24 protein-coding genes are annotated in these 18,561 nt (G+C 58.0%); 20 read left to right on the top strand and 4 right to left on the bottom strand.

What is annotated here, in order from left to right:
* Nucleotides 1-8: 8 nt before the first annotated feature.
* Entirely contained in the window at nt 9-713 is a 705-nt protein-coding gene (locus OO25_RS20655) for a hypothetical protein (RefSeq protein ID WP_237455014.1), read from the bottom strand.
* A 287-nt stretch (nt 714-1,000) separates the two neighbouring features.
* Between OO25_RS20655 and OO25_RS23045 the strand changes: the two genes are divergently transcribed.
* The 12 genes from OO25_RS23045 to OO25_RS20715 all read left to right on the top strand — a co-directional run bounded on the left by OO25_RS23045 (nt 1,001) and on the right by OO25_RS20715 (nt 11,126).
* The gene (locus OO25_RS23045; protein WP_175304855.1) at nt 1,001-1,144 is read left to right on the top strand and encodes a hypothetical protein; all 144 of its coding nucleotides are present in this window, start codon (nt 1,001-1,003) and stop codon (nt 1,142-1,144) included.
* A 286-nt stretch (nt 1,145-1,430) separates the two neighbouring features.
* On the top strand, nt 1,431-1,739 hold the full coding sequence (locus tag OO25_RS20660; RefSeq protein WP_232367722.1) for a hypothetical protein: 309 nt from the start codon (nt 1,431-1,433) through the stop codon (nt 1,737-1,739).
* 73 nt (nt 1,740-1,812) lie between these two features.
* Nucleotides 1,813-2,034, top strand: a complete 222-nt coding sequence (locus OO25_RS20665) for a hypothetical protein (RefSeq protein WP_226892491.1) — start codon at nt 1,813-1,815, stop codon at nt 2,032-2,034.
* The gene (locus OO25_RS20670) at nt 2,034-3,497 is read left to right on the top strand and encodes a TolC family protein (RefSeq protein WP_027238592.1); all 1,464 of its coding nucleotides are present in this window, start codon (nt 2,034-2,036) and stop codon (nt 3,495-3,497) included. Before OO25_RS20665 ends, OO25_RS20670 begins: the two co-directional genes overlap by 1 nt.
* An 11-nt stretch (nt 3,498-3,508) precedes the next feature.
* The gene (locus tag OO25_RS20675) at nt 3,509-4,867 is read left to right on the top strand and encodes a multicopper oxidase family protein (RefSeq protein ID WP_027238593.1); all 1,359 of its coding nucleotides are present in this window, start codon (nt 3,509-3,511) and stop codon (nt 4,865-4,867) included.
* A 46-nt stretch (nt 4,868-4,913) separates the two neighbouring features.
* Nucleotides 4,914-5,630, top strand: coding sequence for a copper-binding protein (locus OO25_RS20680; protein ID WP_027238594.1), 717 nt, complete (start codon nt 4,914-4,916; stop codon nt 5,628-5,630).
* 109 nt (nt 5,631-5,739) lie between these two features.
* Complete coding sequence (locus tag OO25_RS20685) at nt 5,740-6,273, top strand: plastocyanin/azurin family copper-binding protein (protein ID WP_027238595.1); 534 nt, start codon at nt 5,740-5,742, stop codon at nt 6,271-6,273.
* Nucleotides 6,274-6,282: 9 nt separating this feature from the next.
* Nucleotides 6,283-7,587 (top strand): ABC transporter transmembrane domain-containing protein, encoded by a 1,305-nt coding sequence (locus tag OO25_RS20690; RefSeq protein WP_027238596.1) that lies wholly within the window; start codon nt 6,283-6,285, stop codon nt 7,585-7,587.
* Nucleotides 7,584-8,042: a cytochrome c gene (locus OO25_RS20695; protein ID WP_036783961.1), complete on the top strand. Its 459-nt coding sequence runs from the start codon at nt 7,584-7,586 to the stop codon at nt 8,040-8,042. The genes OO25_RS20690 and OO25_RS20695 overlap by 4 nt, the downstream gene beginning before the upstream one ends.
* Nucleotides 8,043-8,118: 76 nt before the next feature.
* Complete coding sequence (locus tag OO25_RS20700) at nt 8,119-8,571, top strand: cytochrome c family protein (RefSeq protein WP_027238598.1); 453 nt, start codon at nt 8,119-8,121, stop codon at nt 8,569-8,571.
* Between the two features lie 154 nt (nt 8,572-8,725).
* Nucleotides 8,726-9,796, top strand: coding sequence for a sialidase family protein (locus tag OO25_RS20705; protein WP_096708181.1), 1,071 nt, complete (start codon nt 8,726-8,728; stop codon nt 9,794-9,796).
* A 634-nt stretch (nt 9,797-10,430) separates the two neighbouring features.
* A complete protein-coding gene (locus OO25_RS20715; protein ID WP_173674657.1) occupies nt 10,431-11,126 on the top strand; it encodes a hypothetical protein in 696 nt (231 codons plus the stop codon).
* A 120-nt stretch (nt 11,127-11,246) separates the two neighbouring features.
* On the opposite strand, the gene OO25_RS23495 is transcribed toward OO25_RS20715, so the two are convergent.
* The 3 genes from OO25_RS23495 to OO25_RS20730 all read right to left on the bottom strand — a co-directional run bounded on the left by OO25_RS23495 (nt 11,247) and on the right by OO25_RS20730 (nt 12,277).
* The gene (locus OO25_RS23495; RefSeq protein ID WP_027238601.1) at nt 11,247-11,474 is read right to left on the bottom strand and encodes a hypothetical protein; all 228 of its coding nucleotides are present in this window, start codon (nt 11,472-11,474) and stop codon (nt 11,247-11,249) included.
* Nucleotides 11,475-11,643: 169 nt separating this feature from the next.
* Nucleotides 11,644-11,901 (bottom strand): helix-turn-helix transcriptional regulator, encoded by a 258-nt coding sequence (locus OO25_RS20725; RefSeq protein ID WP_017470289.1) that lies wholly within the window; start codon nt 11,899-11,901, stop codon nt 11,644-11,646.
* 124 nt (nt 11,902-12,025) lie between these two features.
* Nucleotides 12,026-12,277: a hypothetical protein gene (locus OO25_RS20730; RefSeq protein ID WP_008327366.1), complete on the bottom strand. Its 252-nt coding sequence runs from the start codon at nt 12,275-12,277 to the stop codon at nt 12,026-12,028.
* Between the two features lie 210 nt (nt 12,278-12,487).
* Here OO25_RS20730 and OO25_RS20735 point away from each other — a divergent pair, with 210 nt between their 5' ends.
* The 8 genes from OO25_RS20735 to OO25_RS20765 are packed head-to-tail and all read left to right on the top strand — an operon-like array spanning nt 12,488 to nt 18,557.
* Nucleotides 12,488-12,856 carry a hypothetical protein gene (locus OO25_RS20735; protein WP_027238602.1) on the top strand — a complete coding sequence of 123 codons (369 nt, stop codon included), beginning with the start codon at nt 12,488-12,490 and terminating at the stop codon, nt 12,854-12,856.
* Between the two features lie 43 nt (nt 12,857-12,899).
* Complete coding sequence (locus OO25_RS20740) at nt 12,900-13,514, top strand: lytic transglycosylase domain-containing protein (RefSeq protein ID WP_027238603.1); 615 nt, start codon at nt 12,900-12,902, stop codon at nt 13,512-13,514.
* Entirely contained in the window at nt 13,511-13,804 is a 294-nt protein-coding gene (locus tag OO25_RS20745; protein ID WP_009503803.1) for a TrbC/VirB2 family protein, read from the top strand. The genes OO25_RS20740 and OO25_RS20745 overlap by 4 nt, the downstream gene beginning before the upstream one ends.
* Nucleotides 13,797-14,075: a type IV secretion system protein VirB3 gene (locus OO25_RS20750; protein WP_027238604.1), complete on the top strand. Its 279-nt coding sequence runs from the start codon at nt 13,797-13,799 to the stop codon at nt 14,073-14,075. The genes OO25_RS20745 and OO25_RS20750 overlap by 8 nt, the downstream gene beginning before the upstream one ends.
* The gene (locus tag OO25_RS20755; RefSeq protein WP_040182600.1) at nt 14,065-16,440 is read left to right on the top strand and encodes a type IV secretion system DNA-binding domain-containing protein; all 2,376 of its coding nucleotides are present in this window, start codon (nt 14,065-14,067) and stop codon (nt 16,438-16,440) included. The genes OO25_RS20750 and OO25_RS20755 overlap by 11 nt, the downstream gene beginning before the upstream one ends.
* Nucleotides 16,437-16,604, top strand: a complete 168-nt coding sequence (locus OO25_RS23050; RefSeq protein ID WP_024099338.1) for a hypothetical protein — start codon at nt 16,437-16,439, stop codon at nt 16,602-16,604. The genes OO25_RS20755 and OO25_RS23050 overlap by 4 nt, the downstream gene beginning before the upstream one ends.
* Entirely contained in the window at nt 16,594-17,748 is a 1,155-nt protein-coding gene (locus OO25_RS20760; RefSeq protein ID WP_024099337.1) for a lytic transglycosylase domain-containing protein, read from the top strand. Before OO25_RS23050 ends, OO25_RS20760 begins: the two co-directional genes overlap by 11 nt.
* The gene (locus OO25_RS20765) at nt 17,748-18,557 is read left to right on the top strand and encodes a type IV secretion system protein (protein ID WP_040104422.1); all 810 of its coding nucleotides are present in this window, start codon (nt 17,748-17,750) and stop codon (nt 18,555-18,557) included. Before OO25_RS20760 ends, OO25_RS20765 begins: the two co-directional genes overlap by 1 nt.
* The last annotated feature ends 4 nt before the right edge of the window (nt 18,558-18,561 follow it).

Here is an 18,561-nt window from a genome sequence, read left to right on the forward strand (position 1 = left end):
GCCATCATTTAGCCCTGAAGGAATGCGATGCCTTGTGCACCGATTGCGATCAATCCGACCGACAGGGCAAACGCAAACAAGGCGAGCAGCATCAAGCCCGCTTTTATTGGCAAGCGACGAACGGTCGGTCCAAGAAATTCCGACTGCCCGAAAGCTGAAACATATAGCGGCAGCGCGCTGATCATTGTCGCATAAAGATAAACTCCGGAGATGTTCTCAAAAAACGCCGAACGCGCAAGGGTTGGGGCAACGACCGACAACGCGGTTGCACGACTGCCCCCGAATGACTCGAACCAGTCGGCAGACAAAACGTAGATCAGTGCGTGGAGGCTTGGAAAGAGAATGGCTCTGAGCAAGATATCCACCAGCACGAAAAACGCCGTATCTCGGCGGGCGACCTTTGGTTTCTGTATCACCGCGAAAAGAAAAAAACTGACATAGTTTATGGCAAAAACTACGGGCAGACCGTTGGTCGTAACTTGCCTCAGAAAGCGGGCCAGCGATGGCCCGCCGGCGGCAAGAGCCGCTGCAAAGCCCGGCGAAAGCAAGATATAAAGGCAGAGGACCGCCAGTAACGCTGCGAGGCTGAATGCCAAGACAATGCTCACAAATTGAACACCGGGCATGTCGACGGAGAAAAACCTCTGCATGTTAGAACGTTGGCACATATACGGCTTGAGATCGAGGATGTTGAACCTGCGTTTGGGAACCAAGCATTCGCTCCAGGTCTTTGGGACGAATGAAATTTAAGTTTCGAAATCTCCTGAACCGCGTTCCATGTCTCGACTGCAGGCCGAGCGACATAACAAATGGTAGGTTACTGCCGGACCTAGTTGCGGAAATGTTGATAGCATTGGAAAGTAGCTTTTCTGCATGTCTTACGCTGGCGGTAATTTTCAGAACGGAATATTCCTATCCGAGTGGGCGGACTCCTTTCAGGGTCTATTGCAATCTGCGCGGAGATCGCGGCCATCGTGCCGCTTCCATGCAAAAGCCCATCATGGCTGCCGACCCAGATGCAAAAGTTTCGTGCGATCTGACTGCACCTATCGTCGGCGTCGACAGCACTCTGGATGAAACTGCATTGGCGGTAGCGATCAGCGACGCGGGCTACAGGTCTGAGAAGCTGGCTGAAGTTCGGTAGCACAAGACGCGTCAGCATCGCTCCGCTGACCGGAGGGGAATATTGGCTCTTTATATGTTTCTGATATGCAACATTTTCTGACGGCAGCGGCCGAATCTCGCCTTTTTCACAAAAAAGCGACAAACCTTCCTGCGCAGGACGGATTGACTGGATTGCTTCGGTATCCGATATCTAGAGCATGAGCTTTCGAGTTTTCATATCATGCTGGTTCAAGACGTTTACGTGCATTGCGTTTGCGTTAGCCTTGGTATTTTCACCACCTTCTGCCGCTCACGCGGCGTCCGGCATGCATGACGGACATCAAGCCAAGTCTATTGTTGTCGTTGGTGCCGCCATGACTCATGACACCGGAAGCGATGCGCATCACGCGCATGAGAAGCTTAGGGTCGCAAGCGACATCGCAGCGTCCGACAAGGATGGCAAAGAGCAACAATCCCAAGAGTGTTGCAACGGTATCTGTATTTCTGTCGTCTTCCTCGAAGACACCAAGATCGAAGCAGAGCCGGTTGGTACAAGTGAATATGTCATTCTCGACGGTCAAACGTATTCGGTGGAAACAGCAGGGTTCCTGCGGCCCCCTCGATTCCTGATCTGAACCGACGCCCAAAACGGGTGTGAGCCTTGCGCAGAGTCTGCGTGAGACAACGTTCACCAATCAGGTTACTTTCATGAAAATTCATCTACTTATGGGGGCTTCGGCCCTCGGGCTTGGCGCATGCGCCTATGAGCCCACCCCGTTGCCGTCCGTCGCGACCCAACAGGCCGTCGTCAACACGGCAGTTTCATCGCCGATCAGCTATCAGGACCCCTTGGCGGGCTACACCTATCGCGGCCCTACAGGTCCCCGCGACTGGCGTTCCGTCAATCAAGAACAGACGGAGGGCAACTGATGCGGGTATCGAAGTTTCCGCTGGTTTTCGGCTTTCCGCTAATCCTGGGTGCCTGTGCTACCGCTGTGCCGGGCATCTACACGGAACCAAAAGCTGGCTTCGCCAATATTTCCAGCCAGGTCACACCAGCCCTCGGCAAACGGACAGCCTTCGCCGAAACCCAGGCCGAAAACGAGGCCTTGAAGAAGCAGGTGCACGCAATGGTGCACCGCAAGACCATTTCGGCGGACACCGCCGTTCAGGTCGCGCTTCTGAACAACAAAGGGTTGCAGGCGTCCTATGCAAACGTCGGCCTGTCTGCCGCAGAGGCCTGGCAGCAATCGATGCCGGAAAACCCAATCGTGTCGATTGGTATACTGGGCATCGGTGCGCCCGAACTGGGTGCCTACAGGGCGATCGAGGGACTGATCCGGTCGAACGTGCTCGATGCCACCACTCGCAAGCAGCGTACGGCCATTGCAGACGCAAACTTCCGGCAGGCTCAACTGAGCGCCGTGAACGACACACTCGCACTGGCCAATCAGACGCGGAAGGCATGGGTCGATGCCGTAGCCGCCTTCGAGGCTGTGAGTTATCTCCGCCGTGCGAAAGCGACGTCTGACGCCGGATCGGAATTAGCGATGAGACTGGGCGAGACCGGCGCGCTTAACACAGCCGGGCAGGCCCGTGAACAGGCATTCAATGCCGAACTCGCCGGACAACTTGCCCAGGCACGCTTGAATGCTACCCGGTCCAAAGAGCAGCTGACCAGGCTCATGGGGCTGTGGGGCACCGAAGTCGACTATTATGTGCCCGATGCTCTTCCTGCGCTGCCGCGTTCCGTCGGCCGTGTGACTGACATCGAAGCGAAAGCATTGCGAAATCGGGTTGATCTGCGCGTTGCCAAACTTGGCCTGGAAGCACAGGCCAAGGCGTTTGGTCTGACTGATCAGACTCGCATTATCAGCGATCTCGAATTCATTGCCGGGTTCGAAGCGGAGCGGGAAATTGAGGACGGAGAAACGGAGACCGTGACCACCCCTCAGGTGGAGGTGGAGTTCGCAATCCCGATCTACGACACCGGGAAGGCACGGATGCGCAAGGCGGAATTGTCGTACCTGCAAGCAGCCAACGTGCTGGCAGAAAGAGCCGTCAACGTCCGGTCCGAAGCGCGTGGTGCTGAAGCCTCCTATCACGCCGCGTATAAGATCGCCCGCCACTATCGCGACGTTCTGGTGCCGCTACGCACGACCGTCGAAGAAGAGGGGCTGCTGTCTTATAACGGCATGATCACCAACACTTTCGAGCTGCTGACAGACGTGCGCGAGAAACTGGGCGCATCACTGGAAGCGGCAAACGCAAAACGCGAATTCTACATGGCACAGGCTGATCTGACCGCTGCGATCTATGGCGGCGGCGAAGGCGGTGGCGGTGCTGGTGGAGAAGGCGCGACACTTGCCGCCGGTGGCGGCGCAGGACACTGAAAGGAACTGACATGCTAAATAGACGTCAATTACTCGGAGCCGGCGCGGCAGGTGCAACGCTGGTCTCTTCGAAAGCCTGGGGTCAAACCCTGAACATGGGCCTGCCCGAAGCTGCCCAAATGGATAGCGCAGCAACGGCGATCACGGCGCGTCCTAGTACCGGGCCGGACTACACACCTGTGGTCACATTGAACGGGTGGACCCTGCCGCACCGGATGAACAACGGGGTGAAAGAATTTCACCTCGTGGCCGAACCGGTAGAACGCGAGCTTGCCGACGGCATGATCGCGCATTTGTGGGGCTACAACGGCCAATCCACCGGCCCGACGATCGAAGCAGTCGAAGGCGACCGGGTGCGCATCTACGTCACCAATAAGCTGCCGGAAGGCACAACGGTGCACTGGCACGGGCTCATTCTTCCTTCAGGCATGGATGGGGTCTCCGGATTGAGCCATCCAAGCATCCCGCCGGGCAAAACCTTCGTCTACGAATTCGACTTGGTGAAGTCCGGAACGTTCATGTACCACCCCCACGGCGATGAAATGACCCAGATGGCGATGGGGATGATGGGCATGTTCGTGGTCCACCCCAAGGATCCCACATTCATGCCGGTGGATCGTGATTTCCTGATCATGCTGAATGCTTTCGACATCGATCCGGGTACCTATGTACCCCGCATCATGACGATGACGGATTTCAACCTTTGGACCTGGAACAGCCGGATCTTCCCCGACATCGATCCGCTGGTCGTGAACAAGGGCGACCGGGTGCGAGTACGGGTTGGGAACCTTACGATGACGAACCACCCGATCCATATGCACGGCTATGACTTCAAGGTCACCTGCACGGATGGCGGCTGGGTGCCGCCTGAAGCACAGTGGCCGGAGGTCAGCATCGACATTCCCGTAGGTGCGATGCGCGCCTACGAATTCGTCGCCGATCATCTGGGAGATTGGGCGATCCATTGCCACAAATCGCACCATACGATGAACGCCATGGGCCATGACGTGCCGACGTTCATCGGGGTGAACAAGAAGCCGCTGACCCAGAAGATCCGTCAATTCCAGCCGGAATACATGCCGATGGGCATGTCCGGCATGGGGGACATGGCAAAAATGGAAATGCCGCTACCCGACAATACCATCCCGATGATGACGGGTTGGGGCCCGTACGGACCCATCGAGATGGGCGGCATGTTTTCGGTCGTGAAGGTGCGGGACGGCATCGACGCGGACGATTACTCCGATCCCGGCTGGTACGAGAACCCTCCGGGCGAGATGGCCTACGAATGGACTGGCGAATTACCCGACTTTGCCTCCAACAACAGCCCCAAAACCATTCTCACACCGAAACCAACCTCGAAGGGCTGAGCGGCCCTTCGTCATCTCCAACCGAACCAACCTACAGGACAATAAAATGAGAAATCTTCTTTTGACGACAAGCTTCGCGATCGCGCTATCAGCACCGGCCTTTGCTGCAGGTACACACGACGGCGGACATGGGGAGACCAAGCCAGCCGCAATGATGGTCGGCATGCCGGGTGACGCCGCCAAGGTTGACCGCACAATCGACGTCACTTTGCTCGAAAACGATGAGGGCCAGATGCTGATCGAGAGTGAGCCGATGGATATCAAGGAGGGCGAAACCATCCGCTTCAACATCACCAACAAGGGTGAGCTGGAGCATGAATTCGTCCTCGACACGGTAGAGCGTAATGCCGAGCACAAGATCGAAATGGCCAAGATGGACATGGAACATGACGATCCGAACCGTATCCGTCTCGATGCGGGCGCCTCGGGCGAAGTTGTCTGGACTTTCGCAAATTCTGGCACATTCGAAGCAGCGTGCCTGATCCCGGGCCACTACGAATCGGGAATGCACCGTGAGGTCGCAGTCGGTGACCAGATGGCTCAGGCTGACGTGGAATACACAAGCGGCACCATCAAGAAAATCGACGCAAAGGCCGGCAAGGTCACAATTATCCACGGCCCTCTCGTCAACCTGGATATGCCGGCAATGACCATGGTGTTCCGCGCCGACGAGGCGATGGTGGCCAAGATGGCGGAAGGTCAGGACATCGAGTTCGTTGCCGACCGGGTCAAGGGTAAACTGACCGTCACGCAGATGAAGTAACTACTAACAATGGGGCCGGGGGTAAACACTCCGGCCCCATCGCCTTGATCGCTTAGCCCAAGCAAGCAAGAAGATCCCATAAAATCAAGCGCTACGGAGGTAGCCGAGCATGAAGAATTTCCTGAGAACCTGCACCATCGCCCTTGCGCTTGTCCTTCCGGCTTTTTCAGTGGGCGCTTCCAGTGGCAAGGGCCAGCAGCCTCACGCGCGAGCCTTCGAAGTGCCTGGCCATGATCCGATCGGGAAACCCGGTGATGGCTCCTCGATCGACAGGACGATTGAAATATCCATACGGGAGACGGAAAGCGGCTACATGCTTTTCGAGCCGGACGCGATCCAGATTGAAAGCGGCTCGGTTGTCCAGTTTTCAATCAGAAATACCGGCGCATTGGATCACGAGTTCTTTCTCGGTTCCTTTGACGAGGTCGCAAAACATCAGCAATGGATGCGCGAACATCCCGATATGCAGCATGACAGCGCCAACTCGGTTTCGATCCCTAGTGGGCAAAATGCCGAGTTGATCTGGGATTTCTCCGATATGACCAACCTGGAGTTCGTATGCTTGATTCCCGGCCACCGGGAAGCGGGCATGTGGGGCGTCATCATCGTGCACGATCACCTTGCGCCGAAGTCCAAGGATTAGACATTTTCAATGTCACTCTTGGATAGGTATCACCTGCTTGTACACGACGTAGCTGCCGCCCTTGGGTACGACTACAGCGATGCCACGCCGGACTGGGTTCATCCGTTCATTCATCTCATACTGGTCTTGGCCCCCGCGCTGCTGATCAGTGTTGGCTCATATCTTGCTATTCGCGGCATTCTGAAGCTTTGGAAGTACCGCAGCACGCCTGCGATCCACCCAGAGCCCATACGAGGGCTCGAAGGAAGTCTTTTCAGCACCGTCTTGCGCTATTCAAGAAGGCAGCAAGCGTTGATGATCGTGGTTAGCCTCATCGCGATGCCTATACTCTATCTGACTTTGGAACTGCCAAAACAGATCGTAAACAACGCTCTGGATTCTGGCCGTTTCCCAGTTGCCGTTTTGGGACGAGACGTCGACCAGGTCGTTTTCCTCATGCTTCTTTGCGGTCTCTACCTTTTGGCTATTATCCTGAATGGGCTAAACAAATATAGCCTTAACGTCTTCAAAGGGTATGTCGCCGAGCGTTTTCTGCGGCGCTTCCGCCTGCTGGTCTATCGGCAATGGCGCAGCGATCCAGACTCCGGAAACCAAAGCGAGATCGTCCCTATTCTCGCACAGGAAGTCGAGCCCATCGGTGGCTTCGCGGCAGATGTCCTTACGCTGCCAATCCTGCAAGGCGGTACGCTTCTGACGATCCTGTTTTTCATGTTCGTTCAGGACCCTGTCTTGGGTGCCGCCGCACTGACGGTACTGCCAATTCAGCTCGTGCTGCTGCCCAAGCTGCAACGGCGGGTCAACGCGCTTTCACGCACCAGGATCAAGGAGGTCCGACAGCTTGGCAGGCAGCTCAGCGATCAATTGCGCGAACGGCAGGTCAATCCGGCCGGGCTGCTGCCAGTAAGCGCAAGTTTTAGAGAGCTTGAGCACGTGCGCAGGAAGATTTTCCGTCTGAAGTTCTTCATCAAGGCCCTCAACAATTTTCTGACCGCGCTGACGCCATTCCTGTTCTACTCTCTGGGTGGATATTTCGTCATCGAAGGGCGGATCACACTCGGCGCGCTGGTGGCCGTCCTGGCAGCGCACAAGGACTTCTCGGCACCGCTGAAGGAACTTTTCCGCTACTATCAGACCTTGGAAGACACCCGAATCCGGTATCACGAAATCACGGCTTTTTTTGCCGGGTCAGGCCACTCGTCCGAAGTGGCCCAGGCTGATGACAGTACGCTGGAAAAGGTCAGCCAATTCGAGCAATCGCCGCTCAGAAAAACGACTTTGCCTTTCGAGGGGCATGGAGACCTCGCTTCACAATGAAGGAGTTTGATAGCATGAAATGGGCAGCAATATTTTTTGCTCTGATCGCCGTTTCTGCGGCAGGATGGTACATCCTGCAGCCGACCCACTCCCAGACGAGTACTCAGACGGACGAAAGAATGGCACTTCCCGCAGGTGCGCTTGCAACTGTCAGGCTGCCCCCAAGTTTCACCGAGCAAGAGCAAATCGGCAAGCGTGCCTATGGTGCGGCCTGCGCGACCTGCCACGGCGTCAATGGGCAGGGTCAGGACGGCGTTGCTCCACCGCTGGTGCACAAGATTTATGAGCCGGGCCACCACGGTGACATGGCGTTTGTCCTCGCAGCACAGAATGGTGTTCGGGCGCACCATTGGAAGTTTGGCAACATGCCAGCTGTCGAGGGCGTAACACGAGCAGAAGTATTGAATATCGTGGCATATATACGGGCTCTTCAAAGGGAAAACGGAATTAACTGAGTGACCTGTCGACCTGAGGCAAAAGCATAACAGCCATCCAGTAGATAATAACTGTCATCAACGGGGAGAGAAACGAATGAAACCTAAATTTATCGCAACGCTAGCATTGGCATTGTCCGGAACAGGTGTTCTCGCCGATGGACATGCAACCGGCGACGCATCGGCCGGAGACAAGGTATTTAACAAGTGCAAGGCCTGCCACTCAATCGTCAGGACGGATGGTGACGTTATCCGAAAGGGTGGCGCGGTTGGGCCAAATCTTTATGGTGTGTACAACCGAACAGCAGGGACCGAAGAAATGTTTGGGAATAAATTTCGGGACTCTATTCGTGAAGCGGGCGAGAATGGCTTGGTCTGGAACGAGAGCGATTTCGTAGCCTATATTGCAGATCCGAAGAAGTTCCTCGCGACTTTTCTGAACGACAGCAAGGCGAAATCTGGCATGTCATTCAAATTGAAGAAAGAAACGGATGCCAAGGCAGTCTGGGCTTATCTCGTTTCGGTTGGACCGGAGGTTGAGGCCGATTAGATTTTTATTCGTTTGCACGGCTCTTTTTATGCTCGGTGCGCCCTTTGTAGCGGCTGAAGATGCCCCTCTGTTTCCAGTCAGACCACTGGTTGCACCGGTTGGGGATCACGCACGTGAACCCTCGCTTTCAACACTGCCCGATGGTCGGATCGTGATGAGTTGGACCGAAGGTAACAACGCCGTTCGGATGGCCCTGTTCGATGGCACCTATTGGACGGAGGCGCGTACAATTCATCAATCTGAGACACTGTTTGTGAACTGGGCCGACTTTCCGTCAGTCGTTGGGCTTAGCGATGGGACGCTTGCAGCGCATTGGTTGGAATTGAATGGGCCGGGCAGCTATCAATACGACGTAAAGATCGCTTTCTCCTTCGATGAGGGTTTGAACTGGACAACGCCAATCATACCCCACGATGACCGATCAAAGCGTGAACATGGTTTCGTGTCGCTAATCCCTGATGATAGCGCTGGTTTGACAGCTCTTTGGCTAGATGGTCGTGCATACGATAATCAAGCCGCAGACGACAGCTATGAGAATGCCATGCAGGTCCGCGCACGTCGCATTGCGCCGGACGGTTCAATGGGACCGGAAAGCCTGCTCGACCCACGCGCTTGTACGTGCTGTCAAACATCGGCCGTCCGCAAGGAAGCAGGTAACATCATAGCGGTTTACAGGGACCGAACAGCCGAAGAAATCCGCGATATTTCGGTTGTCAGGTTGGTCGAAGAAGAATGGACCGACCCCGAAACAATCTACGGCGACGGCTGGGAAATCGCAGGATGCCCTGTCAACGGACCTGCCATCGATGCGTTGGGAACGTACGCGGTAGTCGTGTGGTTCACCGGTGCCAATGGCGAGGCAAAGGCTCGAATTGCGTTTTCCAGGGATGGGGGCGCATCCTTTGAAGACCCGTTGCAACTCGATCTCGGCACACCCGCAGGTCGCGTAGATGTCTTGCAGATGGGTGACGGCAAAGCACTTGCTCTTTGGTTGGAGTATGCGAATGGCGGTGAAGCAATAGTCGTGTGTCAGGTGTCGCCGGAGAGCGGGTGTACTTCGCCACAAGCACTCCACATCAATCGTGGGCGAGAGTCGGTAGGATTTCCAAGGATTACGCGATCAGCAGCTGGCGTTGTCGTTGCGTGGACCGGGTCTGCACAGGGCAACTTGGCGGGGACAACCGTGGTTGGTGTCGAAGTAGCGATACCGTCTCCCGCAAGGTAATCTTCAGGACCAAAGCGACAAGTCGGTTCAAGGCTGTTCCATGGCGGTGAAAGTCAATATTCCGTCCTACTCTTAGAACCCCGCAAACGGATTATTCTAGCCTTGGAGGTTTATCGCTGCGCGAGGATCTCGTAGCCAAACAATCTGGTCACTAGAGCTTCGAAATCGTGAAATCTTTAGATCAAGAGCGCAACAATTGGACCGTCGAGGAATCGCTTCAAGATCGTCGGTAAACCATGGATAAAGATCCCGTCATTATTTACGGGACTGGTGTGATTGTTGTAGGTGCTTCAAGTTGTTGTGCGCCTTACTGTTTTCGAAAACATGCTGCGAAGAGACAGCGAAGGTGGAGTTTGGACTTTGTGACATTTAGCCAGATTGAATGACCGCATTGGCAACTTGAGCTGCAACGCAGCGACAAACCTGCCGCATGCGCGAAGCCGTGCTGCGTCAGCGAAATATGAAAAACGAATGACGGCATTGTCCCGCGATGTGCACCTTTACCAAGCATAAGCGAAGGTCGGCATTAGCCGGAGAAGAAATAACATAAACTTCATTATGCGACTTTATACTTAGCGTTGCGATAGTATATTATTGTATGTATGCTGAACTCCTATCACGGAGGCTCCACAGCATGCGCCATTTACTCAAGAAGCTCCTCCCCTCGGTCGCAGTCGCTTTGACCGTGACAGGTTCTTCGCTGCCAATACCCGCCCGCGCGCAGACATACCCGATCGATTGCGCGATCCTCTTGTGCCTGTCTGGCGGCTGGCCTGCTTCCGTCCCTTGCGCCCGAGCCCGCGCCGAATTTATCCGGCGGATTACACCTTGGCCGGTCGAACCACCGCTGCAAATCTGGCGCTGTCCCATGGGCGCCTCCTACGAGAACGATCGGTTACAAAACAACGCTGGCGGCATCTTTGAAGCCTTGTACCGAACCGACAGCCGTCGACCGCTTCAATCCTTGCCAGTAGATAATCTCGTTCCCACCGACCTCGCCCTGCGGCTCGTTCAGGACCGCGCGGACATCGATATCAGCGGGCCAGAGTTCAATTTCGTGCGGTCCATCCGCGTCTTCGATGTACGGTATGCACGACAGCACGAGTCCGGGCGCGATGGGGATTGTAACCGAAGCGCGACCGTGGTCCTCGGCACCTACGGGACCCAAGGCGATTTCTCATGGCAGCGATCTTCGATAACTGCCCTGCCCGAGGCCCATGTGGGACTTGAACGTTGGGGCGAGCATTGCCCTGGCATTTATCACCGATCCGTCTTCGTCGATTGGCGTGACTATGACGGCAACTACGGGTTCGAGCAGGTGAACTACTGACCTGCCGCTACGTAGATTTGTCATGGAAGACGGCTTCTTTGGCTTGCACGACCGCACCGCATACGCTTCGCGGTCCACATGCTGTTTGGCGTTTAGGCAAACACCGCGGGTTCGCTCTGTTCACCCGTCGTCGCTTCTTCCGATCCTCGTCAGCGCATCGAAGTCGATTTCTTGCTTCTGTTCGTCACTTATATCCGGCCGGGTTTCCGATACCGGCTGGGGCCCTTGGACGTCCCACATCACCGCATGTGAGCCTGTCCTCCAGCGATAAACCCAACCAACAACACTGCACCCATCGGTCCCGATCAGATTGGCGATCGCGACGCCCTCACCCTTATCTTCGTTCACTGTTTACTGGCTTCCTGCACTGCGGCGCTGCGAATTGCGGCGTGGGGTTGCAGAGCGTTCACTACGACCGCGCGCCGGGCTTCTTTGATGTTGGCTAACTGGTCCTCGATGAGGAAATGATCATCAGACCGGGAAAGTGGGTTCCCGTGTTCTCAACAATTCATTGGCTTCAAATCCTGTGGTCGGGCTCCGTGGCGGCTTCAACGATCGCCAGAACCTCGAACGGGTCAAAGCCGATGGCGCGCGCCAAGACGACCAGCTCGACAACGTCGACCCGGCGCTGGCCGCTCTCAAGGCGGGCAATAAGGGACTGGTGGCATCTGAGCCTGTCTGCCAGGTCTTTCTGACCAAGGCCCGCTTTGACACGGGCGTCGACCAACGCCTGACAGAGTGCCACTTGTCCCTTGCTTCTGATTGTCTTTGCCACGCGTCACATACCTTTTGTGACGTCGCTAGCGGATGAAATCTGTTATCTAAAAAGTAGATATATGAGGGTGTTATCGGCGTCTGGTTTCCATGGGCTGCAAGTCTGATGCTCCCGAGGTTGCCCATCAATCCCCTACCAATTGCAGGAACCGGCCATATTCCTCGCTGACTTCGCGCGCTTCCTCGAAGGCGCGGGCCCGTTCACCGTCGAGGCAACGGAAGTAGCTCTGGATATCCTGAATGTAATCTTCGAAGTCGCCGCGGATGATATCCGCATAGTCCCGCGCGGCCTGCGAATCGCTTGGCAGGAAAGGACGGGATGGCGCAAAGCAGGATTCCGCCAAAACCGGCCCAGGAACGCAGATCAGAAGGGCCATAGCTTGCAATGGGAGCAGGCATGTCAACCTTGGGTTTCTCAAACCTGTTATCTCCTTGATCGCGGACACTGGCCGTGACTAGTGTTTGCGTAACCAAACTACAGCCAAAGCACGATATTACATCTTGCGGTTGATAATATACTATCGTAACTCTGGGCTTCAAGTAGGAATGCCTGGGGTCGCGCCATTGGAGAAAGCGTGAGCCGGGCCATGAACTGGGACATCGAAGCACCAAATGTGGTTACGGAAGCCAGGTTCCGCGAGCTCGTGGAAAGCGGCTATAGCGCAGAAATCCTGTGCCAGGAGTCGGCACATAAGAAAGGCCCCAGCTATTACGGGGTCTGGATCATGCGCGTTGTCTCTGATGATGGGGTGGAAAAGCTCCTCGTCACCGCCCGCACACGGACGACCTACAACGATATCAAGATCCGCGAGTTCAAGACGATCTCCGGCGTGGTGTCTTTCTTCATTGGCCTTGGCTTTGCGCATGTCGACCTGCCGCTTGAGGCGGGCACAAGCCGCACGCATAAACTCGCCCCGTCAGACAAAGCCTCGTCAGACAAGGCCGCTGACAACTAACCTCGTCTGCCTCTGGCTGGTCGCAGCACCTGCCTCAGCGCAAATGGTCCTGGTCATGGAGAGCGACGGCTCCCTGATCCCGTCCCGCTCCCAAAGCAGCTTTGCTCGAAACTACTATGACGGGATTGGTCAGAGTTCGGCTTCCGATGGGATCGCGATCTTCGGCGAGGTAGAGGCCGAGCAAGAGGGCGTCCAAGTCGCGGCCCTTGCCCGCATGACTCCCCTGCCCCGCGCCGATGTTCTCTCCGGGATTCAGACCACGGCCTTGCGCTATGCCGGCCATCCTGGCCTGCGTCGCGCGGGGCTTTCCGTGACGGATTGGCTGGCTCTCTATCGGGCCAATATCGAGGTTGAGAGCGCCTACCGGCAGGATGCGATTTCAAGTGCAGGTGCCATTGGCCTTGGTCAATTGATGCCAGCGACGGCGCGTGATCTGGGCGTCGACCCGCGTGATCCGCTGCAGAACCTCGACGGCTCCGCCCGCTACCTCGCGATAATGCTGGAGACGTTCGGCGATCCGCACCTGGCGCTGGCTGCCTACAACGCCGGACCCGATGCGGTCCGCCAGTATGGCGGCGTTCCCCCCTACCGAGAAACCCAGAACCACGTGGCCCGCGTCATGGCCGTCGCGGCCCGATTGGAAGGATCAAATTCATGAAACAGATTTCAAACCTCTTTGTCGCCTCGCTGGCGCTATTCCTGCTGATTGCCGAACCCGCCCTCGCCCAGAGCATTGATCTCTCCCCGATCCAGAGCCTGTTACAGGGCATCGTGGATGCGCTGACCGGCCCACTTGGCGTTGTCATCGCGACGCTTGCCGTTCTCGGCGTTTTCTTGAGCTGGTTCTTCAACATCATCGACCTGCGCCAAGCGCTTTGGGTCCTCGTGGGCATCGCCGGTGTCGCGGCTGCCCCCACCATCGTTGCCGCGGTCTTTGCCGGTGGCTGAGCGCTCGCCTCTCTTTCTCGGCCTCGTGCGCCCGCCGAAGCTTCTGGGCCTGCCCATCATGTACGCGATGGTCTGGCTCTTTGGCTCGGTGCTCTTGTTCGTCTGGGTCCAGCACATCGCGGTGCTGGGCGTGGCCACCCTTCTCTATCCGGTGCTGTGGAAGGCCGCCGATTGGGACCCGCGTTTCATCGACGTGATGATGACGGCCCTGCAGGAGACACCGCCCACGCGCAACAGGTCCATCCATGGCGGGGACAGCTATGCCCCGTGATGACGCCCGTGATGCTGCGCTCGATGCCCGCACGATGACGCCGGACTGGTATGCGCGCGAGACCCGCCTCGCGCATATGCTGCCCTATGTGAGCCTCGTCGACGACCAGACCGTGCGGACCCGGGTGAACGAACTCTTCCGCTGCATCCGGCTCGAGGGGATCAACAGCTACACGACGGACGATGCCTATCTCGACAAGGTGACGGCGCTCTTTGCCCGCATCGTCGCGCAGCTCGGGCCGGAATTCAGCTATTACGTCCACAAGGTCTCCAAGGCCATCAAACCTGATCTCGACCCGATCCGTGAGGACAGCTTCGCAGGCGAGGTTGACCGGCGCTGGCGCGCGAAACTCGAGACCAGCGGGCTCCGCGACAAAACACTGACGCTCACCGTCATTCACCGCCCGCCCCCGAAAAGCCTCCTGCCGTTCCTCAGCCGCAGCGCGCCGGACCGACTGAAGGAGGAGACCCGCAAACGCCTGCAGCGCCTCGGTGAGGCCGTGAACGTCTTCCTGTCCGGCCTCGCAGAGCTCAAGCCGCGCATGCTCTCAGCCGGATCGGGAGAGTTGGTGGGATTCTTGGGCGCGCTGAACACGGGCACCGAGCTGCCGCTCTACCCGGCCAACACCTACGGCTTTTTGTCCTTCAACGTCGCCAATACCCGCGTAACGTTTCACGGAGACCATTTCGAGCTTTCCGAAGGCGTCGTGGGCCATCGCTACGGCAAGAGTTTCACCATCGGGGAATATGCTGAGGCCACCTCCTGCACCATGTTCGACATGCTGAACCTGCCGGTCGACATGATCGTGACGCACTCCTTCACGCCGATCAATTCGAACCTCATGGCGGGCCGCATCAAGCGGCAAAAGCGCCAGATGCAGGCCAGCCAGGACGCGGCCCTCTCGCTCCTGGAAGCCCTCGACATCGCCGCCGATGATCTCGAGGCCAAGCGCCAAAGCTTCGGCGAGCATCACATGGTCGTGACGCTCTTTTGCGACACGCTCGAAGAACTGCAAACCCTCAGCGCCGAGATCATGAACGCCGCCGCAACCGAAGGCGTGAAGATGATCGGCGAGCGGGTCGCGGCCAAGGCGCATTACTTGAGCCAGCATCCCGGCAACCAGCCCAAGCGCGTCCGTGCCAGCGCCGTCACCAATCGCAACTTCGCGGATTTTGCGGCCTTTCACCGGACACAGCTCGGCAAACCCGCCGCGAAAACCCCATGGGGCCGGGTCGTCACCTATTTGCCCACGCCGGAGCAGAGCGCCTACCGGTTTTCCTATCACGAGCAAGGTTCGCCCGACAAAGAACCGACCAGCGGGCATACCCTGATCATGGGACGGCCCGGGTCGGGTAAATCGGTGTTGTCGGCCTTCCTGATGACCCAGGCCCGTCGCGCAGGCGCACGGATCTTCGTCTTCGATTACCGTAATGGTATGGAGATGGCGGTCCGCGCCAATGGCGGGCGTTACGCGTCCCTGAACGCCGGTCAGCCTACGGGTCTCAACCCGCTCTGGACCGAAACCGATGCACGCGGCACCGCCTGGCTCTCGGACTGGCTCACCACGCTGCTCTACCGCGCCGACAAGCCCCTGACCCCGGCACAGACCAACCGCATCCAGGAAGTGGTGCGCCAGAACGCGCAGGCCTCCAATCCGGCCCTGCGGAACTGGCGGGATTTCGCATCGCTTTTTGTGTCCACCGATGATGGCGGCGATCTGCACCAGCGCCTGTTTGAGTGGACCGAAGACGGCCGCTATGGGTGGATCTTCGGCCAGACGCTGGAAGATACGTTCTCGCTCGAAGGCGAAGTGGTCGGGTTCGATCTCACCGGCATTCTCGACAGCGAGGCCGAGAAAGAACGCATGGCGGTCCTATCCTATCTTTTCCGCCGGGTCGAGCGCGAGATCGAGGATCGTCGCCCCACAATCATCGTGATCGACGAGGCCTGGAAGGCGCTCGACAACGCATATTTCGCCGAACGGTTGTCGAACTGGCTCGTGACTGCGCGCAAGCAGAACACCGTCGCGGTGATGATGACGCAATACGCAAGCCAGCTCGAGCGCACCCGGACCGGCAAGACCATCGTCGAGGCCGTGCCGACGCAGATCCTGCTGCCCAATATCCGCGCGCAGCCTGCGGACTACGCCATGCTGAACCTCACGGAGAAGGAGCTCGACGTCCTTCTCAACACGGGCAGCAACAGCCGCTTGGCGCTCATCCGTGACGATCAGGGCTCGATCGTCGTCGATGCCGATCTGAGCGCGCTTGGACCCAATCTCACCATCCTTGGCGGCATGGAAAAGGGCGAAGCGCACGTTGGCGCCGATTATCGCACCCGCCCGGACTTCTGGAGGCTTTCATGATCCGTATTCTCTTGTCCCTGACAGCACTCGGCCTGCTCGCTTCCTGTGCGCAGTATCGCGAACCGCAGGCAAACTGCTTCACCTTCCTGGCCTCGACAGCCCCTGTCGCGCCTGATTGCACCTTCACGCCTCTAGATGCGCCGGAGGGCGACATTGAAGTCTAGCCTGCCTCATATCCTCGCGTTTTGCCTGCTGCCTGGTCTCGCCTTGTCTCAAGGTGTGCCGACCAATGACAGTGGGCTGACCTCGCGTGACATCGTCGAGACCGGTGATCGCGAGGCTGACTTGGCCGTTCAGGCCGACAAGCTCGCCGTGCGCGAACTCATCGCGGAGATCGAGCGCGAACAGCTGGCAACCCTGCAACGCATCCTCGATGCCCAGACCAGCTTCGGCGGTCAGGGCTTGCCGGCTATGGTCTCGGGGCTGGAAAGCGGCAGCGGGTATCCGGCCCGATCAGTCGAGGCGGTCTATGGCAATGCCGACATCGACCCCAATCCCGGCGGTGCGCAGATGTTCGGCGACGCCGCCGAGAACATCGAGCAGCTCATCATCCGCGTCGCCCAGGAAACCAGCGACTTTGCGGGTGTCGGCCGCGCTGGTCTCTCACCCGTCCAATGGCGCGCGTTGCTGCAAGCGCTCATCTGGCAGGAAAGCCGTTTCACCATTGGGGCACGGTCTCCCGTCGGCGCCTATGGCCTCACCCAGATCATGCCCGGCACCGCCAGCGATCTCGGCATCAACCCGGATTACTATGACAGCCCTTACCTGCAGGTGCATGGCGGCGCGCGCTATCTCGCGACCCAGCTCAACACATTCGATGGCAACATCATCAACGCGCTCGCGGCCTATAACGCCGGACCCGGCCGGGTGTTCGAGTATGGCGGCGTGCCGCCCTTTGCCGAAACCCAGCATTACGTTCAGGTCATTCCCGAACGCTACAATCTCTACCTGAGCCGTATCGGCGGGATCGAAGCGCTTGGCACGATCGACCCCGCGCTTCTGGCCAATGCCAACCTCTCAATCACCGGGCACGGCGCGGCCTTCTATGGTAACAACTCACCCGCCGCGATCAGGCAAGCCGCCTTCCGTATTGCGGACATCGTCGAGCGGATTTCCGAGACGGAAGACGTGCAAGAAAGCATCGCGCTCAACACCTATGCCCGCGCCGAACTCGTGCGCCTCGTCGCTGCACGCATCCGGCTTCAGGCGGCCCGCACCCGAGTCCTCTCTGCCGAGGAGCTGGCCCAGGCCAGCGCCCGCATGGCCGAAGGCGCGTTCATGGATTTTACGATCAGGGAGATTGAATGATGGGACGGAAGTTTCTGAGAGCGGCCTTGGCCGCAACGCTTGGGATTGGCCTGCATCTGGGAGCCCTCTCCCCTGCCGCGGCGCAGGGCGTGCCCGTCGTCGACACCCAGAACATCGCGCAAAACATCCAGCAGCTCCGGCAGATGATCGAAGACGAGATCCTGCAAAACGAGCAGCTGACGCAGCTCCGCGAACAGCTCGGCCTTCTCACGGATCAACTCGCGGAGCTGCAAAGAACCTATGAAGCGCTCACCCGACTTGCCGAGCTTCCAGAAATCATCCGCACGGAAATGGAAGACGAGTTGAACGGACTGCTCGACCAGGAGTTCGGAGACATCCTCGCCACCATCGAGGCCATCAAGACGGGTGACTTCTCAGGTCTGTCGGGCTCCGGTGCAGGCGAGATCGAAACCCAGATGGACCGGGTGCTGGCCGATCTCGGCTTCGATGAAGACACGCTCTCGGAAATGGCCACCAGCGGCAATCCCGGGGCCAACCGTGTGGCCACGCAGGCAACAACCGGCGCACTCGTCTCAGCCGCCGCCCAGAACAGCTATGAAGATGCCGGCCAGTCGCTCGAGCGGGTAGACCGCCTTGTCGGGCTCATCGACGACATGGAAGAGCTCAAGCAAAGCATCGATCTCAACACGCGCGTGACCGCGGAGCTCGCCATTGCGCTGGTCGCCATGTGGCAACTCGAAGCCATCCAGACCGTAGGCGATGGCACAGGCGGCGTGATCGATGCCGCCACCATCGCCGAAGAGCAGCGCTTCATGGATTTCACGTTACCGGACCTCCGGGCCGAGTGATCGC

This window comes from Phaeobacter sp. S60 (genome assembly GCF_000826845.1).
Classification (GTDB): Bacteria; Pseudomonadota; Alphaproteobacteria; order Rhodobacterales; family Rhodobacteraceae; genus Phaeobacter; species Phaeobacter piscinae.

Excerpts from the sequence above, each read along its gene's own strand:
- OO25_RS20765 (WP_040104422.1), top strand. The coding sequence starts at position 17,748 with ATGGGACGGAAGTTTCTGAGAGCGGCCTTGGCCGCAACGCTTGGGATT.
- OO25_RS20735 (WP_027238602.1), top strand. The coding sequence starts at position 12,488 with ATGAACTGGGACATCGAAGCACCAAATGTGGTTACGGAAGCCAGGTTC.
- OO25_RS20660 (WP_232367722.1), top strand. The coding sequence starts at position 1,431 with ATGCATGACGGACATCAAGCCAAGTCTATTGTTGTCGTTGGTGCCGCC.
- OO25_RS20745 (WP_009503803.1), top strand. The coding sequence starts at position 13,511 with ATGAAACAGATTTCAAACCTCTTTGTCGCCTCGCTGGCGCTATTCCTG.
- OO25_RS20715 (WP_173674657.1), top strand. The coding sequence starts at position 10,431 with ATGCGCCATTTACTCAAGAAGCTCCTCCCCTCGGTCGCAGTCGCTTTG.
- OO25_RS20755 (WP_040182600.1), top strand. The coding sequence starts at position 14,065 with ATGCCCCGTGATGACGCCCGTGATGCTGCGCTCGATGCCCGCACGATG.
- OO25_RS20670 (WP_027238592.1), top strand. The coding sequence starts at position 2,034 with ATGCGGGTATCGAAGTTTCCGCTGGTTTTCGGCTTTCCGCTAATCCTG.
- OO25_RS20685 (WP_027238595.1), top strand. The coding sequence starts at position 5,740 with ATGAAGAATTTCCTGAGAACCTGCACCATCGCCCTTGCGCTTGTCCTT.
- OO25_RS20705 (WP_096708181.1), top strand. The coding sequence starts at position 8,726 with ATGAGTTGGACCGAAGGTAACAACGCCGTTCGGATGGCCCTGTTCGAT.
- OO25_RS20680 (WP_027238594.1), top strand. The coding sequence starts at position 4,914 with ATGAGAAATCTTCTTTTGACGACAAGCTTCGCGATCGCGCTATCAGCA.
- OO25_RS23045 (WP_175304855.1), top strand. The coding sequence starts at position 1,001 with ATGGCTGCCGACCCAGATGCAAAAGTTTCGTGCGATCTGACTGCACCT.
- OO25_RS20665 (WP_226892491.1), top strand. The coding sequence starts at position 1,813 with ATGAAAATTCATCTACTTATGGGGGCTTCGGCCCTCGGGCTTGGCGCA.
- OO25_RS20700 (WP_027238598.1), top strand. The coding sequence starts at position 8,119 with ATGAAACCTAAATTTATCGCAACGCTAGCATTGGCATTGTCCGGAACA.
- OO25_RS20690 (WP_027238596.1), top strand. The coding sequence starts at position 6,283 with ATGTCACTCTTGGATAGGTATCACCTGCTTGTACACGACGTAGCTGCC.
- OO25_RS20730 (WP_008327366.1), bottom strand. The coding sequence starts at position 12,277 with ATGGCCCTTCTGATCTGCGTTCCTGGGCCGGTTTTGGCGGAATCCTGC.
- OO25_RS23050 (WP_024099338.1), top strand. The coding sequence starts at position 16,437 with ATGATCCGTATTCTCTTGTCCCTGACAGCACTCGGCCTGCTCGCTTCC.
- OO25_RS20740 (WP_027238603.1), top strand. The coding sequence starts at position 12,900 with ATGGTCCTGGTCATGGAGAGCGACGGCTCCCTGATCCCGTCCCGCTCC.
- OO25_RS20695 (WP_036783961.1), top strand. The coding sequence starts at position 7,584 with ATGAAGGAGTTTGATAGCATGAAATGGGCAGCAATATTTTTTGCTCTG.
- OO25_RS20675 (WP_027238593.1), top strand. The coding sequence starts at position 3,509 with ATGCTAAATAGACGTCAATTACTCGGAGCCGGCGCGGCAGGTGCAACG.